Consider the following 17,181-nt stretch of genomic DNA (forward strand, 5'->3'; position numbering starts at 1 on the left):
AATCAAAATATCGATTTTGATTTATTTCAAACACAGTTGAAAATACTAATAATTTTCCTAGAAAATGCTCTCAATACCCTGAATTTCGTGGCGTTCGAGCCTATATCAAATTCCGCCTATATCTAGATACAAGTTGCCGAGTACAAGTAAATTTCAGCTCATCGAAGGTAACGGAGCCTAATTCCATGACTGACTTGATCCTCCTGGTCGACAAAGCGATCACGACCGCCCCGCTGAATCTCTCCCTGTGCATCGCACTGGTGTTGAGCCTGGCTTTGATGAGGAACCACTAATGAGCGAATCGGAGAAACCCAAGCCTCGCTGGGCAAAGATGCCAAATCGGTGGGCGATGTCCGGGGGCTTGAAGAAATTTGGTGAGGTGGATGGCCAGGGTAAGGTCGACACGATCGCGATAAATGCGTCGCTGGCTTCGCTGAAGGTGTATCTAGCTATCTGCACACGGGCGGACTATCACAGCGGGATTGTGAGGACGACCTACCCTGAGCTCTGCGCTTTGGTAGGTCATTCGCGGAACGTAGTGGCACGCTCGCTGCGGGTACTCGAGGAGGGGGGGCACATCCGCCGCGATACGGCTCAGCCACGCGGTGGATCGCGGATCTACGTTGAGCGCTGGATGGAAGATAAAGGCTTCGCAAAGATTCCGAAGAGCTGGCTGTACCAAGGTCGGGGGTCGAAAGATGATCGGGCGAGCAATCCGCCCGAGGAAACCCTGATAAAGCTCAAAGCCTTCACCTTCGGCAAACGTCTTTCGCTGCAGGCATTGAAGATCTACGTGCTGCTGCTGGCCATGCGCAACCGTGACTTTCCGAACGGGGACGGCTTGACCTTGATCACGTATGACAAGATCTCCGAGTACACGGGCGTGAAGCGTCATTCCGTGAGTCTGGCCATCAATCTGCTGATGGAGATGAACATGATTTCGTTCCGCTCCGGCGATCCGAACACCTCCGACTTTCTAGACTTTGACCGGACGAACCGCTACCTGATCAAAGGTTTCAATCTGCGGTATAGAGAGCAATCTGCCGCCAAAACCTCCGGCACCTCAGAGCTGCCTGATTCGGCGCAGGCGTCGGCTACTGCCATTTAGAGCAGGAGACGGACCATTTATGGCATATTGGCACCCTTTGAATGAACCGCTGGCACCAGGGAAAGGCATGGACACAATCGTCATTCGGTACTTTGAGCAGATCAAAGACCTGGCCACAGGGACAATGAGCGTGTCCCCCTTGGGCAAAGAAACTTACGAATCCATTTCTGAGGCGCTCATGCCTGGAAGTGGCACGCACAAAATCTTCTGCATCAAGAAATTCACAGGCGTCGCAAACTACCGCTGGTACGTGGAAGGGGTTGCACAGCTCACGACTACAGGCGTCGTTCCTGCTGAGTACTCGGTGACGCTCAGTAAGATTTTCATCACGGTGCCTGAGGAATACCTGCAGCAGACCCTGAAGAAAACTGGCGCCTCCCTGAACCGAGTGATTCAGTTCGGGACTATTGTGGAGGTCGACTATGGCTTCATTCAGACCATTGGCCGGGAAGATGGCGCTCTCCGGACGAACAAACGTTACTGCGATACCTTGCAAAAAGGCGAGATGCATAAGCGTAGGCTGGCAATCGTCGTGCGAGCCAACAGAGGGGTATGTCAGGTTGTCCCGGTGACCTCCGATTCACCAGGCATCGCTGACAAGACGAGCTTTCAGCTTTCGCGACCGACCCTCGACCAGCTGACGTTTTGGGGCTCTAGCGGAAAGGACAGCTGGGCAATTTGCCAGATGGTGGAGTCGGTATCGGTCAGCCGAATCCTGCCGCCAGTTACTGAATACCAGGCACGTGGGCAAACCCGTCGAGGTCGTAACACTCACTATACGTTGCGTCTTGCCGAGGCAGAAAAGGCCCTGCTGAGGAACTCTCTGCTTCATAGCATCGGGGTCACGGACTACCAGCAAACCAAGACCAAACTGAGCGAAACCCGCGAACAGCTTCAAGAGCTCATTGCAGCCGCAACCGACCTGGAAGCGGCAAACGGCCGTATAGCCGCGCTCGAGGCCGAACGAAAAGAGTTATTGCTGTACCAGGAGGTTGCCGTGGATTGGGGCAAAGGGTTCGGAGAAGGTCAGCTCGAAGCAGCTGTCGGTGATTTGCGAGAGCTATACGAGACGATGGCTACCGAGGGTTCGCCTGAGAAATTGACCGCCTAATCGAATGTCAGAAGCGCCAATCTGATTGACAAAGTGATTAGCGATCAGTAATCTTCTTAGGAACGGCGGGGAATGCTGGAGCAGTACCGGAACCTCGCGACGGCCTTAGGGCATATACTGCAGAAGAAAACGTTTTACAAAAAACCGCCTTTTTGGCGGTTTTTTGGTTTTTGGGTTCGCCCACCGTTACCTACGTTTCTTGATCAGATCTAGCAGCAGCTGTGTTGGCACCGATGTGGAATTAACCTAGTTGCCGAGGGGCCACTGACCCAGCCTGATTCTTCCCGACCATTGCCTGTGCTGGGTTTATGCCGATCTGGAGGTGGGTTAGTCTGGCGTCGGCACATAGGTCAATTCGGCATCAGCGTCAACATCCATACCAACCACGGCGCAATTACACTTGTTTCGCCGCTGGTTGGCCGTTAGGGGGTAATGGCACAACCCAAGTTGTACCTTGGGCTACACGAGCACTGGGCTGCATGCTTGCCGACAGTCACAGACACGATGGAAAACCGGGCAACCCACTCCCCAAGTGTGGCGGAGTGGGCCAGGTCGCGAGGTTTATCAACGAGCTACGAACTCACTGAAAAAATCAATGAGTATTGAAAATCGGTATCAGGCTGCCCGTGATAAGTTTTTCTCTGAAAACCCTCGCGCGCTCACTCAGATTGAATCGGTCAAGCCATTCAACGGCGTGAGGCATTCTCGGCCGTCATACCGCCATTGTGCTTGCGCTCGGCACATGTGCTGGTTTTTTGAGAAAAACAATCATTAATCAATAGGTTAAATGCTATCGACAGACTTTATTTAGTAGATCTGGCTCCAAAACCTCAAAAAATGTCGTTGCGACAGACTTTATTTTTGATTGGCCCGCTGATTAGCTCCCGGGATTGCTGGGCTCGATCCGACAGACTTTATTCCGTAGGATCAAAACATGGTTTTAGATAATTAAAACTGTCGCAGGAGCCGGCTGGGTCTGTCCCACCGCCTCCTGCCTTTCGCAACTGGCTTCGCTCCTACCCTTGACCGTCCAACGGGCCGGGATCCTCGCGCCTGATGGACGAACACTGAGTAAAAGACGCAATTACAGGTGGAAATCGCCCGCCGCCTCCGGCTGGTAAAGCACTTTCCTGATTTCAATCCGGCGGGTTCGGTCAGAAATTCGCCAGTCGATTGCGTCCCCCTCCTGATAGCCCAGGATGGCGGCGCCGATGTCGGAATACACGGAATGCTTCCCTGCGTTGCTGTCCGCGTCTTCGGGGTAGACCAGGACCACTTCGATCTCTTCGTCGTCCAGCTGCAGCAAGGCCCTGGAGTTCATCGTGACGACATTGCACGCCACCTGCTGCGGCTTGACGACAATGGCTCGCTCAAGCTCATGTTCGAGTTCAACCACGGTCGGGCCTTGCTCGAGCACGATTAGACTCTCGAGCCTGGCCTTGTCGATTTCAGTGATATAGATCCTGGTGGAGTCGTCAACGGCACCTTCGCGCAAGAGCTGGAGGTAGCGCCCCGCCGTCATGGAAAATGACTTCAATGTCGGCGTTTCGCTCTCAAGCACAAAGCCGCTGCGCAAAAAGGCTTTCAGCGAGCGCGCGTTGTCCGGGTGGATCTTGGCGATGAGTTTCTCGGCCCGCATGTCGAGGAAGGCCAGTTTCATGCCTTCGCGGATCGTGCGGGCGCCAAGGTTTCGGCCCCATTTGTCGCTGTCTCCGATGACCAGGACTATCTCGCAATTTGAGTCGGTCTTGATCAGACGGACAAAGCCCACCGGGGCGTCATACCGGTCATAGGCCATGAAGAATCGGCCGCCACGGTTGAATAGATGGGTCAGGATCGGCGATTGAGTCCGATCGATGACTTGCTCGATGGAGCGGGAAACATCACGCGAATCGCTCAGATAGCAGGTGACGCGCTCATCCTCCAACCAATCCATCAGCGTCAGTGCGTGCGCCCGAGTAATTTCAGGGCACAGCGAAATGAAAGGCTTGTTCATCTTCACCACATTTATTTGTAAAGGATGAAAGCCCTTCATGGCTATGGCCATGACGGTTCTTTCGGCAACCGGCTATTTTAAGACATATCGCGAGTAATGCCGAACCCGAATCCGTCAAGCGCTCAAGCCTCGATGAAGCCGACTATCAGTCAGAATGATCAAATCAATAAGACTTTGGAGGTTTCAATGATCGAAACTCGCCTGCTACAGCAGTTCATTGCCGTTGCCGAAGAACTGCACTTCAATCGGGCTGCGGTGCGCCTGCATATGGCTCAGCCGCCCCTGAGCCAAGCCATTCGCCGGCTGGAGAGCGAGATTGGTTTCCCGCTGTTCGAGCGCACGAACCGCAGCGTATTGTTGACGCCTGCCGGCACAGCGTTTCTGCAGACTGCCAGGTGCATTCTTCAGTCTCTCGATGAGGGCGTGACGCATACCCGGCGTGTCGCCGAAGGGCTCGAGGGCCACCTCACGATGACATTCATCAACATTGTGTCCTATGCCCCGTTGCTGCGGGCGCTACGCGGCTTCCGGCTCGCGTCGCCAGGGGTAGCGTTTACCATGAAAGAGGCCACGACCCACGAGCAGGTGGAGGCGCTGGAGAGCGGCGCTGCTGATATCGGCTTCATGCGCACACCGGGGACGACCACGCCCCATCTGCGCTTCGAGACTATCCTGCGTGAGCCGATATGCGTCGCGCTGCCTGCTGGGCATCGGCTTGAGGATCACGCATCCATCGAGTTGGCGTTACTCAAGGACGAGGCTTTCGTGGCATCGCCCCGACCGCTGGGGCAAGGCTTTCACGATCAACTTATCGGTCTTTGCCAAGCCGCAGGGTTCCTGCCAAACATTGTTCAACAAGCACGGCAGTTGCAAACCTTGATCGCGTTAGTGGCCAGCGGGTTCGGCATTGCCCTGGTACCCGCATCGCTGGCGATAGGAATGCACGAAGACATTGTCTTTCGCCCCATCATCGTGGATGCGCCCGAAGAACTGCTGCATTTGGACCTGCTGATGGCGTGGAACGCGAATCAGGACTCGCCGATCCGGGACCGGCTAATCGAGGCAGTCCGAGGCGCTGTTCTGCCACTGACCCATTGAGACGTTCAGCGTCTTGTTTCGCGATAAAAACAGTATTTTACCAACATAGGCACTGGCACTACTGTACGGCAGCACCCGATCCCAGAGTGAGCCCAAGGTCACTCCACTATTGTCGAACCAGGGACTGCCATGCCTGCCGCCATTTATGTCTTTTCATTGTGTACCTTTGCATTCGGCCTCTCCGAGTTTGTCGTCGCAGGTTTGGTTTCCGCCATCGCGGCCGACCTCGACTCAAAAATTGCTGCAGTTGGCACCGCTATTGCCGCTTATGCCATGGGCGCAGCCATTGGCGCACCGTTCATCACAGCCCTCGTCTCGCACTGGAGGGACAAGCACATTCTGATGCTTGCCATGGCGGTCCTCGCTGTCGGCAGCGTGTTGATGAGCCTTTCGCCGAATCTGTCGATGCTGCTGGTGATCCGGTTTCTGGTGGGCCTGGGCCATGGTGTTTTCATGGCGGTAGCATCGGACGCCGCGACGAAGCTGGTTGATCAGAAGCGTTCGGGACGGGCGCTATCCGTGGTGTGGATAGGATTGACACTGGCACTCGCCTTCGGCGTCCCGATTGGCACGTTTCTGGGCAGCATCTGGTCATGGCGGGGCATTTTCATGTCTATCGGGGTACTCAGCCTGTTGAGCATGCTCGGACTGCTGCTTTTCATGACCAGCAGCACAGAGCCTTCGGACGGCAGGCAAGCGAGCGCATGGAAAGGGATCAAGGCCATCACCCATCCGCAATTGCTCATCACCGCCGGCATCGGCGTACTCGTGAGCATTGCGACCTTTTCATTCTTCACCTTCGTCTCTCCCTACTTGCTGAGAATCACCGAGGTGGACGTGCAGCGGCTGAGTCTGGGCATGCTGCTGTTTGGCCTGTGCTCCATCGTGGGGAATCTGCTTGGCGGCTATCTTGTGGACAAGATGGACGCGAACCGCAGCACCGTGATGGCATTGGCGGGCTTGGCCATAAACTTGATCGGACTTTATTGGTTTAGTGGCTCTGCGCTCATGATGACGCTCTTGGTCGGCACATTGGGGGTCTTTTTCTTTTCCATCGTGACCATGTTGACACTGCGTCTGCTGAAACAGGCCCAGTGCTATATCCCGGAATCAACCGCCGTGGCCGCCGGATTGAATATCGCGTCCTTCAACCTGGGCACAGCACTGGGTGGAGTACTCGGCAGCATCACCATTGCGTTCGGCAGCTTGTCGCACATCCCGCTAGTAGGAGCGTTGGTTGCTGCGTTGGCAGCCTCTGTGCTTTTCTTGCAAACCAAGCACTCCAGCCCGAGGACAGGCAATGGACCGTTTTCAGGAAATGCAGGTGTTCATGGCCGTGGCCCATGACCAGGGCTTCGCGGCGGCAGCCCGGCGCCTTGGGCTGTCGGCTGCCAGCGTGACCCGGGCGGTGGCGGCGCTGGAAGTGCGGATCGGTGCGCAGTTGCTGATTCGCACCACGCGCACTGTGCAGCTGACAGAAGCGGGGCAGCGGTACCTGGAAGACTGTCGACGGATTCTCGCCGACATTCAGGACGCCGAAGAGTCGGCGGCGGGTAGCCATGCCGACCCCCGGGGGCAATTGACGATTACCGCGCCGGTGCTGTTTGGCGATTTGTATGTCACGCCGGTAGTGGTGGGCTTTCTTGAGCAGTATCCGCAGGTCAGCATCAATGCATTGCTGGTCGACCGGGTGGTGAGCCTGGTCGAGGAGGGCGTTGATGTTGCGGTGCGTATTGGCGAGCTGCCGGACAGCAGCCAGTACGCGATTGCGGTCGGTGAGGTACGCCGGGTGGTGTGCGGCTCTGCCGACTACCTCAGGCGTTTTGGTCGCCCCCTGCACCCAGAGGAACTCACCCGCGCGCGGATTATTGCCACCTCTGCCATCGGGCAGCAGCGCAGTTGGCCCTTTATGGCGGCGGGCGCCTCGATGAGTGTGCGCCTGGAGCCACGCATGGTGGTGACGGCCAATCAGGCGGCCATCACGGCAGCAACCCTGGGCCTGGGGTTGACCCGCGTGTTGTCCTATCAGGTGGCGGACAAGGTGGCAGCCGGTGAGCTGGAAATTGTCCTCGAGGATTTTGAGCTGCCGCCGTTGCCTATCCACGTGGTGTATCAAGGTGGGCGCAAGGCACCGGCGCGGGTGCGCAGTTTTGTCGACTACGCAGTGCAGGCGCTGCGCGAGCATCCGGCATTACGCGGCTGAAGCATTATTGCGGTGGGTGAAATGGTGGATTACCTTTTCTGGTGATTCTGTTGTTTTTTCAGCTGACGCAAGATGGACTCCATCAGCGCGGTTCGCTCCTGAGCGGCGCGATTTCCCCCTCTGGAGTCGACCATGCACAGCATCAAACTCTACAACTTCCCTCGCTCCGGCCACGCCCATCGGGTGGAGCTGATGCTGTCTTTACTGGATTTGCCCACCGAACTGATTTTTGTCGATCTGGCGAAAGGTGAGCACAAGCAAGCCGATTTCCTCGCGTTGAATGCGTTTGGCCAGGTGCCGGTGATCGATGATCAAGGCGTGGTGCTGGCTGATTCCAACGCCATTTTGCTGTATCTGGCGCAAAAATATGGCCAGGGTCGTTGGCTGCCTGCCGACCCCGTGGGCGCTGCCCGGGTGCAGCGCTGGTTGTCGGTGGCCGCCGGGCCAATCGCCTATGGTCCGGCCGCGGCGCGCCTGATCACGGTATTTGGCGCCTCCCACAACGCGCAAGAAGTGATCGCCCGCGCCCACGCACTGCTCAAGGTGATGGATCAGGAACTCGCCACCTCCCGCTACCTGGTGGGTGACGAGCCGACCATCGCGGATGTCGCCGGCTACAGCTATATCGCCCACGCCCCGGAAGGCAATGTTGCCCTGGACGAGTACGCCAACGTGCGGGCGTGGCTGGCGCGAATCGAAGCGCTGCCGGGTTTCGTGGCGATGCCCCGCACTGTCGCCGGCCTGCAAACCGCCTGAAACTGCGCCAAGTGCGCAGGGGAGTTGTGTGATGGACATTTCACCCTGGCACGCAGGTGAGCGGCAGTTGCAATCCCTGGTGGGGGTTGCCGAGCGCATGGAGGCGTTCGGGCGCAAGGTGATCCGCACCGAGATGCCGGAGCAACATCGCCAGTTCTATGCTCAGTTACCCTTCATGCTGTTCGGTGCAGTCGACGCCCAAGGTAATCCTTGGGCCAGCGTTCTCGAGGGCCCACCCGGTTTTGCCCATTCACCGCAACCTGCGCGGTTGCGCCTGGACAGCCTGCCCAGTCTCGATGATCCGGCGCAGGTACGGGCCGGCGCGGCGATCGGGTTACTGGGGATCGAACTGCACAGTCGTCGGCGCAACCGCCTCAATGGCCGGGTGTTGACGGTCGATGAGTTGGGGTTGAGTGTTACGGTCGAGCAGGCCTTCGGCAATTGCCCGCAGTACGTCCAGGTCCGCCAGTTCGAGTCAGTGCCGCTGGCCGACCCATCCGCGCGCATCGTGCACTACCTGGATGCCCTGGATGACGCGGCCCGGGCGCTGATTCGCACAGCCGACACCTTCTTTGTCGCCAGCTATGTGGATGTGGATAACTCACGGGCGGTGGATGTTTCCCATCGTGGCGGTGATGCCGGTTTTGTCCAGGTGCAGGGCAATCGCCTGACCATCCCCGACTTTGCCGGCAACCGCCACTTCAATACCTTGGGCAACCTGCTGCTCAATCCCCGAGCGGGGCTGCTGTTCATCGATTTCACCACGGGTGATGTGCTGCAGCTCAGTGGTCGTAGCGAAATCATCCTCGACGGGCCGCAAGTGGCGGCCTGCCAAGGCGCTGAAAGGCTGTGGACGCTGCAGGTGGAGCAGGTCGTGCGGCGTCCGGCGGCGCTGGCTCTACGCTGGCGCCGTTCAGGCATAGGACAGTGACTTCTCGGCCAGCACTTCCTCGTACAGCGCCGCCCACTGGCGACCCATTTCTTCAGCGCTGAACAACTGCCGGTAACGAGCCTCGGCCTTGATGCCCATGGCCGCGGCCTGTTGCGGGTTATCCCACAGGGTACGCATGGCCTGGCGCAAGGCCGGTGGATCGCTCGGTGGCACCACCAGCCCGGTTTCGCCGTGACTGTTGATATAGCTGGTACCGGTACCGATCTCACTGGAGATCATCGGTTTGCCATACATCGCCCCTTCCAGCAGCGAAATGCCAAAGGCTTCCGAGCGCAGGTGCGAAGGAAACACGATGGCATAGCTCAGCTCCAGCAAGGCGGCCTTGTCCTCATCGTCGAGACGACCGAGGAACTGGATATTGCGCAGGCCCAGTGCGGCGGCCTGCGCGTGCAATTCGGCCTCCAGCGGCCCGGCACCGACGATCACCACCGGGTAATCGACACCCTTGAGGGCTTCGAGCAGGATGTGCAGCCCTTTGTAGTAGCGCATCACCCCGACGAACAGGAAAAAGCGCTCGCCCAGGCGTTCCCGCCAACGGGCCATACGCTCAGGGTCGGACTTGGGGTAGGCGGCCTTGTTCAGGCCATAGGGAATGACCCGGGTCTTGTCCGGGAATTTTTTCAGCACTTCACTGGTATGCAGGTAGTTCGGCGAGGCTGCGACAATCCGATCGGCGCTGGCCAGAAACCGCGTCATCAACGGCTGGTAGAGTTTGAGCAGGAGCTTCTGGCGGATGATGTCCGAGTGGTAGGTCACCACGCTCGGTTTGTTCATGCCGCTGAGAAAATGCACTACATCCATGAACGGCCAGGGGAAGTGATAGTTGATCACGTCAGCTTCGGCCGCCAGCTCACGAAACTGTTTGAGCACGCTGTAGGAGAACCCGGTGGAGGCGATCTGCACATCGAGTTTGGCTCGGTGCACCTGGTGCTGGCCAAATGGGATAACCGCCGGCACGGGGTTGGCGCTCAATGTCAGCACCTGGCTCTCGATGCCATGGGCGGCGCCACTTTCACAGAGTTCGAACATCACGTGCTCGATGCCGCCGACGGTTTCCGACAGATAGGTTTTATAGAAATGTAGGACGCGCATTCAACCTCCTAAAACCTGGCGATAGGCGCGCGCGGTGAGCGTCGCGCAGCGATCCCAGGAAAAAAGCTTCGCCTGTTGCAGCCCGGCTTCTCGGCTTACCTGCCAATGCACTTGATCGTCGGCCAGCCGGCTCATGGCATCACGCAAGCCGTGCAGGTCCTCGGGTTCAATATAGTTGCCCGCAGCCCCCGCGACCTCCGGCATGGCCGAGCGTCGGGTGAGGATGATCGGGGTACCACTGGCCATGGCCTCCAGCACGGGCAGGCCAAAACCTTCATAGATCGATGGAAATACCAGGGCCCGGGCGCCGGCCACCAAGTGGGCGACTTCCTCATCGGGCAGGTACCCGAGCAGGCAGACATGCCCGCTGGCCAGGCCTTTGCGCAGTTCATCGTCGAGCTGCTGGGCTTTCCAGCCGGCCATCCCGACAATCAGCAAGGGCATGCGCTGGCGCAGCGATTCCGGCAGTTGGGCATGGGCGCGCAGCGCCAGCCCGAGGTTCTTGCGCGGCTCCAGGGTGCCGACACACAGGAAGTAGCCGCGCGGCTCGACCCCGTGCGCCTGCAGCACCGGGTGCAAGGTCGAGTCGGTACGGGGGTGAAAACGCGGAGCGACTCCCAGGGGGGCGACCACGAAGCGTTCCGGGCCGAGGCCAAAATACGCTTGTGCCTCATCGGCAATGAACTGGGAATCGGTGAGGATCAGGCTGGCCTGTTTCACCCCCTGTTCCAGGCGTCGCTCGATCTCTTTCAAGCGTGCCGCCGGCTGGGTGGCGGGGTAGTGCACGTGCGTCAGGTCATGCAGGGTGACGACCGTCGGCCCCTTGAATGCAAGCGGCCACAGGCTCGGTTCGTGGTACAGCTGGATGTTGCCGGGGCGACCCTGATCGAAGCGCCGTTGCTCCAGCCAGCGGCGTGCCTGATACGCCCCGGGGATCTGCCGCAGCACCGGGCTCAGCCGTGAGTAACCGGGCATCGCGGCGCTCGGCAGCTGGGAGCTCCAGCCCCAGCCGTGGAACAACGACAGCGTGATGTCCGGTTCCTGGCCGAGGGCGTTGACCAGCTCCGCCAGGTAATGGCCAATGCCAGTGCGTGGCGCCTGCAGGATTCGCGCATTAAGAGCAATCTGCATGCTGCCTCTCAACCGTCGTCGGGGTCTTGCGCACATGGCGCAGGACGCGCTCCACCAGTTGTGCGCTGGCCTCGCGCCAGCCCAGCCAGCGCCACTCCTTGACGTCGCGCTCCGCCGGGAAGGTGCCGGTGGTTTCCATCTGTGTCATCAGGTCGACCAGGGTCTGCGGGTCATCCAGGTCGAAGTACGCCATGAACGGGCCGCCGATCTCGCGGAACACCGGGATGTCACTGCCCATCGCCGGCAAACCGCGCTGCATGGCCTCCACCAGCGGCAGGCCGAACCCTTCGACATAGGACGGGAAGACCAGCGCGGTGGCGTTGGAGTAGGCGTACTCCAGGCTCTTGTCGGTGAGGTCATTGAACATGAACAGGCGTTGGTTGAGCTGCGGGTGCTGGCGGATCCGCTCGATCAGCGCATCGCACTTCCAACCGATGCGCCCGGCAATGCACAGCCGCGCGCGCGAACCTTTGGCCCAGGCCAGCTCGAACGCATCGAGCAGGTAGGCGTGGTTCTTGCGCGGCTCGATGGTGCTGACCATCAGGTACACCGGGTCTTTGTTCTTGAACATCTGCTTGAGGGCCGGCTCCACAGGCAACGCGTCGTCGCACAGGTCCAGCTCGCTGCCCAGGTGAAAGTGGTCGAACCAGCGTTGCGCCACTTGCTCGGGCCCGACGCGGCGCAGCATCTCATCGCGTACCTGATCGGCAATGGTCGCGGAAATCGCCACGTAACCGTCGGCGGTCTTCGCGATCCAGTCGAACCAGTCGTTGAACACCCGGACCAGTCCGGCGTCGCAGAACTGCGGGTGGGTCAGCGGGATCAAGTCATAGATCACCGAGACAATGCCCACGCCATCGCGCTTGAGTTGTTCGGCCAGGGGGAAAAAATCGGCGTGCCAGGAAGAGTCCAGGAGCACCAGTTGATCACCCGCCTGATGCTGCAGGGGTTGGCAGCGGGTGGGGATCTCCTGGCGCCTGAGGCAGTAATTGAGCAGCCGGATCGGCACGCTCAACGCGGCAAATGCCGCCAGCCGGCAGCCTACATACAACACTCGGCGAGCGAACCGGGATTGGCGAAACGGCGTGCGCCGCTCCAGCGTGCGGTGCATCAGCCAGAACCGGTTGGCGATCTGCTCCAGCCGTACGCGCACGCCCATCAGGTCCAGCTTGGGCACCTTGAGTGGCGCCAGGCTGGTCACTTGATACAGCGCGCCCTTGAGCATCACCACGGGAATGCATTCGACGGCCGGGTTGTTTCTTGGCAGCTCGGTAATGACGTTGCGCACCACGCGCTGAATACCCGAGTTGGCTTGCGGGTGTTCGAACACATAGGTGCATTCAACCAGCAGTCGTGTCATGGGGCGGTCTCCGGCGCCTGAGGTTGTACCGAGGTTTCTGATGAACGGGTGATGCTGGTTTGTGCCTCCAGCCACGAGCAGCCGACAAAGTCTTCCTGGCGGTTGTTGATCACGTGGAACACCAGGCCGTAATCGCGCCATTCGAAGTTGCGGTCCAGGTGCGAGTCCAGGCGTGACAGGCTCAGGGCCACGGAGTAGTTGCCCTTGCCCAGGCGCATAGGGAACGCAAAGCGGTAAGTCACCCGCTCGCCGGCGTGCAGGTCCGTCAGCGCCTGGTCGAGTCTGTGGGTGTTGATGCCGTAGATCGCCTGGCCGAGGCGGTCCTTGATCATGAAGCCCAGCACTAGGCGCTCGATGTCCTGGCGCACGTCCACTTGCACCTCCAGCACCATGGGCTGGCCGACTTCGGCGACTTCCACCGAACGCTGGCGCTGGTCCAGCAGGCGCACACTGTGGATGGTCGCTTCACCGGTACCGGAGATGGTTTGCACCTGGCCGTTGGCGAGCATTTCCTGGCGCACGATCTGGCCTTCGCGCTCGGCGAGCATGGCGTTGTAGTAGTCCATGACTTCTTCCGGCTTGCCGTGCATGGCCATGCGGCCCTTCTCCAGGAGGATCGCGGTGTCGCAGATCGACTGGATGGCCGAGCGATCGTGGGACACGATCAGCAACGTGGTGCCGGCGCGGCGAAAGCTGCGGATGCGTTCGAAGCTCTTGTGCTGGAAGTAGGCATCACCGACCGACAGCGCTTCATCGACGATCAGGATGTCGGGTCGGCGCGCGGTAGCTACACTGAACGCCAGGCGCATCTGCATGCCACTGGAATAGGTGCGCACCGGGTGATCGATGGCTTCGCCGATCTCGGCAAACCCTTCGATCTCCGGCATCAGCGCCTCGATCTCCTCGACTTGCATACCCAGCAACTGACCGGCCATGAAGGCATTCTGCCGACCGGTAAAATCCGGGTGGAAACCCATACCCAATTCCAGCAGGGCCGCCACCCGGCCTTGCAGATGAATCTGCCCGCAGGTGGGCTGGGTAGTGCCGGTGATCATTTTCAGCAGGGTACTTTTGCCGGCACCGTTGACCCCGACAATGCCCACGGCTTCACCGGCCGGGATTTCGAAATCGACGCCTTGCAGCACCCAATGCTGTTGATGGCGAGGACGGGAGAAGGGCACCAGCCATTCAACCAGCCGGCTCCAGCGGTTCGGGTATTGTTTGTAGGCCTTGCCCAGGCCACTGACGCGTATGGTTCCCATCAGAGCTCATCCACCATTTCACCGACACGCTGGCGGAAAAGCCGCAGCCCCATCACACAGAACAGCAGGCCGATCACCAGCACGGGGGTCAGCGAACTCCAGTCCGGCCACTGGTTGTAGAGAAACACATTCTGGTAGCTGTGCATCAAGGCGGTCAGCGGGTTGAGCGCCAGGACGCGCTGGATGCCTTCGGGCAGGATCGACATCGGGTAGACGATGGGCGTCAGCCAGAACCAGAACTGCAGGAGGATGCCGAAGAATTGCCCGACATCCCGGAAGAACACGTTCAGTACACCAAGAATCATCCCCAGCCCGGCCGAGAACATCACTTGCAGGGCCAGCAACGGCACCAGCGCCAACAACGCCATGCCGGGCAAGCGCCCGGTGATCAGCAAAAAGCCCAGGAACAGGCCGAGGATGATTGCGAAGTTGATCCCGGCGTTGAGCAGCACAATCACCGGCAGGCAAATCCTGGGGAAGCTGATCTTCTTCAGCAGGTTGGCATTTTCCAGGAACATGCTCTGGCTGCGCAGGGTGATCTCGGAGAACAACCCCCAGGTCAGCAGCCCGGCGCACAGGTACACGCTATAGGCCAGCCCATCCTCCACGCCCGGCAACCGGGCGCGCATGATCTGGGAGAAGATCACCGTGTACACCACGATCATCGACAGTGGGTTGAGCACGGTCCACAAGGCACCGAACAGAGAGTTGCGATAACGCGACTGGAACTCGCGCTTGACGCTGCCGAGGATGAAACCCCGATAGCTGCGCAGTGAGCGATAGAGGTTGAGGAGCATTCAGACTGTCCTGCCGTACTGATCTTCGAACATGACCTACTCCTTGGCGACGCGTTTCATGTCCGCTTCCATCATCATGCGGATCAAGGTCTGCAAATCGGTTTTCGGTTTCCAGCCCAGCAGCCGTTGAGCCTTGGCCGGGTTGCCGAGCAACACGTCGACTTCGGCCGGGCGGAAAAACGCCGGGTCGATCTTCACGAAGTCGCGGTAGTTGAGGCCCACATGATCGAAGGCGATCTGGCACATCTCGCGCACCGTGGTGGTGATGCCGGTGGCAACCACATAGTCGTCGGCCTTGTCCTGTTGCAGCATCAGCCACATGGCTTCGACATAGTCACCGGCAAAACCCCAGTCGCGCTTGGCGTCGATGTTGCCCAGGCGCAGTTCCTGCTGTTTGCCCTGCTTGATGCGGGCGGCTGCGTCGGTGACCTTGCGCGTCACGAACTCGATTCCGCGCAGCGGGGACTCGTGGTTGAACAGGATGCCGCTGCTGGCATGCAGGTTGAAGCTTTCGCGGTAGTTCACCGTGATCCAGTGGCCGTAGAGCTTGGCCACGCCGTAGGGGCTGCGTGGATAGAACGGAGTGTTTTCGTCCTGCTGTGCGGCCTGGATCAAGCCAAACATCTCGCTGGTCGAGGCCTGGTAGAAACGGGTGTGTGGACTGAACTGGCGAATCGCTTCAAGCAGGTGGGTCACGCCCAGGCCGTCAACGATTCCGGTGGTCACGGGTTGGTCCCAGGACGCCGCGACAAAACTTTGCGCCGCCAGGTTGTACACCTCATCGGGTGCCGACTTGATTACTGCGCGCTGCACCGAGCAGGCGTCGGCCATGTCGCCGTCCAGGTAGTGGATATCACCTTCCACACCCATTTCCCGCAGGCGCCAGCGCGAGTCGCTGCTGCGCCGTGCGACCAGGCCAAAAACCTGGTAGCCCTTGTCGAGCAACAGTTTGGCCAGATAGGCGCCATCCTGGCCGGTGATCCCTGTGATCAGTGCACTTTTTGTCATTCTTGTCGTACCCGTGACTCCCAGTCGGACAGGATCGCCCGCAAGGATTGTTGTGTTGTAAGTTCAGGCGCCCATCCGGTGGTCTGGTGCAGCCGGGCATGGCTGCCGCAGACACGCCGCTGCTCGGCACGGCGCATGCGCGCAGGGTCTTGAATCAGTTGCACTGGGACCTGGGCCAGATCGGCCAATTGCTCGATCAGGCCACGTACGCTCTGCTCGATGCCGGAGCAGATGTTGTACACCTGCCCAGGCTCGCCCTTCGCCAGCAAGGCCAGGTAGGCCGACACCACGTCCGCGACGTCGAGGAAGTCGCGCGTCACATCGATATCGCCGACCTGCAGTTGCGCCGGTTGCAGGCCTTGTTTGATCCGGCAGATCTGCCGGGCGGCGCTGGCGACGACAAAACTGTCCATTTGCCCGGTGCCAATGTGGTTGAACGGGCGCGCGACAAGTACCGGCCAGCCCTCGGTCATGCCCCATTGCAGGCACAACAATTCTGCCGAGAGCTTGCTCACTGCATAGGGGTTGCGCGGGCAGGGTGGCTGGTGTTCGTCGATGGGCAAGGCGCTTTCGCTGACCTGGCCATACACATCGCCTGAACTGACATACAGGAAGGTGCCGCTGAAGCCGCGAGCCTTGAGTGCTTGCAACAGGTGGAGGGTGCCCAGCAGGTTGACCTGCAAGGTATTGGCCGGGTCACGGAAGGCTTCGGGAACGAAGGTTTGCCCCGCCAGGTGAATCACCGCATCGGGCAGTTCTGGCCATAGGCCTTCGAGGCTTTTTGGCTCGCGCAGGTCGTAGCCCGGGGCAACAGGTAGCAGTTGCCACTGCGAGTCGACAGCGTTCAGACGTGATTGGATATGACGGCCGACGAATCCATTCAGGCCTGTAACGAACAGACGCTTTTTCAAGCAACAGCCCCTCAATCGGTAAACTTTGCCATACCCCAATCAATTCATTGGGCGAACCCGAAAAGCTGTGCTCACTTTTCGGAAGGTTCTGATATGCAAAGTCGTTGTTGTAGTTGTTTGCGTCAATCTGTGCCAATTGCGCGGCAATTTCAACAGGTCTTAACGTGACTGGGCAGTTCTCGTCAGGACCGTCGGATTTATTCATCGCCGGTGTTCACGAATCCCCAACGGATGTGTTTAGAATGCCCCTCAGCACGATTGCCCAGCGATCAGCAAAGTGGTCCTTCGACCACACAAAGCTGACCACAAAAACAAGAACGTAGACGGGCATGCAGGCGCTGGACGAACTGCGCTATGGCGGGTAAATCCAGGGCTGTGCCGTCATAAGAATGAGGC

General features: G+C 59.3%; 14 protein-coding genes and 1 pseudogene. 7 read left to right on the plus strand and 8 right to left on the minus strand.

The annotated features are described in order from the left end of the window. Positions 1-292: 292 nt before the first annotated feature. Together ACM6IP_RS06675 and ACM6IP_RS06680 are read left to right on the plus strand one after the other, a co-directional pair. Positions 293-1,108, plus strand: coding sequence for a hypothetical protein (locus tag ACM6IP_RS06675; RefSeq protein ID WP_174519160.1), 816 nt, complete (start codon positions 293-295; stop codon positions 1,106-1,108). A 19-nt stretch (positions 1,109-1,127) separates the two neighbouring features. After that, positions 1,128-2,219, plus strand: a complete 1,092-nt coding sequence (locus ACM6IP_RS06680; protein WP_414861177.1) for a hypothetical protein — start codon at positions 1,128-1,130, stop codon at positions 2,217-2,219. Between the two features lie 1,084 nt (positions 2,220-3,303). On the opposite strand, the gene ACM6IP_RS06685 is transcribed toward ACM6IP_RS06680, so the two are convergent. Next, a complete protein-coding gene (locus ACM6IP_RS06685; protein WP_414861178.1) occupies positions 3,304-4,266 on the minus strand; it encodes a GNAT family N-acetyltransferase in 963 nt (320 codons plus the stop codon). Positions 4,267-4,401: 135 nt separating this feature from the next. On the opposite strand from ACM6IP_RS06685, the gene ACM6IP_RS06690 reads away from it, so the two are divergent. From ACM6IP_RS06690 to ACM6IP_RS06710, 5 genes and pseudogenes are all read left to right on the plus strand, one after another. After that, complete coding sequence (locus tag ACM6IP_RS06690; protein WP_414861179.1) at positions 4,402-5,313, plus strand: LysR family transcriptional regulator; 912 nt, start codon at positions 4,402-4,404, stop codon at positions 5,311-5,313. 129 nt (positions 5,314-5,442) lie between these two features. Continuing rightward, positions 5,443-6,660, plus strand: coding sequence for an MFS transporter (locus ACM6IP_RS06695; protein WP_414861180.1), 1,218 nt, complete (start codon positions 5,443-5,445; stop codon positions 6,658-6,660). Continuing rightward, entirely contained in the window at positions 6,614-7,516 is a 903-nt protein-coding gene (locus ACM6IP_RS06700; protein WP_414861181.1) for a LysR family transcriptional regulator, read from the plus strand. The genes ACM6IP_RS06695 and ACM6IP_RS06700 overlap by 47 nt, the downstream gene beginning before the upstream one ends. 132 nt (positions 7,517-7,648) lie before the next feature. After that, positions 7,649-8,272 carry a glutathione S-transferase family protein gene (locus ACM6IP_RS06705; protein ID WP_414861182.1) on the plus strand — a complete coding sequence of 208 codons (624 nt, stop codon included), beginning with the start codon at positions 7,649-7,651 and terminating at the stop codon, positions 8,270-8,272. Between the two features lie 31 nt (positions 8,273-8,303). Next, positions 8,304-9,194 (plus strand): annotated as a pseudogene (locus tag ACM6IP_RS06710) (pyridoxamine 5'-phosphate oxidase family protein); the annotation flags it as partial. Here the strand turns inward: ACM6IP_RS06710 and ACM6IP_RS06715 are convergent. From ACM6IP_RS06715 to ACM6IP_RS06745, 7 genes are read right to left on the minus strand one after another with little or no spacing between them, the layout of a single operon-like run. After that, entirely contained in the window at positions 9,186-10,316 is a 1,131-nt protein-coding gene (locus ACM6IP_RS06715) for a glycosyltransferase family 4 protein (RefSeq protein WP_159998678.1), read from the minus strand. The pseudogene ACM6IP_RS06710 and the gene ACM6IP_RS06715 overlap by 9 nt on opposite strands. Further along, positions 10,317-11,447, minus strand: a complete 1,131-nt coding sequence (locus tag ACM6IP_RS06720; protein WP_095165050.1) for a glycosyltransferase family 4 protein — start codon at positions 11,445-11,447, stop codon at positions 10,317-10,319. Continuing rightward, a complete protein-coding gene (locus tag ACM6IP_RS06725; RefSeq protein WP_414861183.1) occupies positions 11,431-12,807 on the minus strand; it encodes a glycosyltransferase family 4 protein in 1,377 nt (458 codons plus the stop codon). Before ACM6IP_RS06725 ends, ACM6IP_RS06720 begins: the two co-directional genes overlap by 17 nt. Beyond that, on the minus strand, positions 12,804-14,069 hold the full coding sequence (locus tag ACM6IP_RS06730; RefSeq protein ID WP_414861184.1) for an ABC transporter ATP-binding protein: 1,266 nt from the start codon (positions 14,067-14,069) through the stop codon (positions 12,804-12,806). The genes ACM6IP_RS06725 and ACM6IP_RS06730 overlap by 4 nt, the downstream gene beginning before the upstream one ends. Then, a complete protein-coding gene (locus ACM6IP_RS06735) occupies positions 14,069-14,866 on the minus strand; it encodes an ABC transporter permease (RefSeq protein ID WP_095165044.1) in 798 nt (265 codons plus the stop codon). The genes ACM6IP_RS06730 and ACM6IP_RS06735 overlap by 1 nt, the downstream gene beginning before the upstream one ends. Positions 14,867-14,902: 36 nt before the next feature. Next, a complete protein-coding gene (gmd, locus tag ACM6IP_RS06740) occupies positions 14,903-15,874 on the minus strand; it encodes a GDP-mannose 4,6-dehydratase (RefSeq protein WP_095165043.1) in 972 nt (323 codons plus the stop codon). Further along, the gene (locus ACM6IP_RS06745; protein ID WP_401127137.1) at positions 15,871-16,785 is read right to left on the minus strand and encodes a GDP-mannose 4,6-dehydratase; all 915 of its coding nucleotides are present in this window, start codon (positions 16,783-16,785) and stop codon (positions 15,871-15,873) included. The genes gmd and ACM6IP_RS06745 overlap by 4 nt, the downstream gene beginning before the upstream one ends. Between the last annotated feature and the right edge of the window lie 396 nt (positions 16,786-17,181).

This window comes from Pseudomonas sp. IT-P176 (assembly GCF_949767245.1).
Taxonomy (GTDB): Bacteria; Pseudomonadota; Gammaproteobacteria; order Pseudomonadales; family Pseudomonadaceae; genus Aquipseudomonas.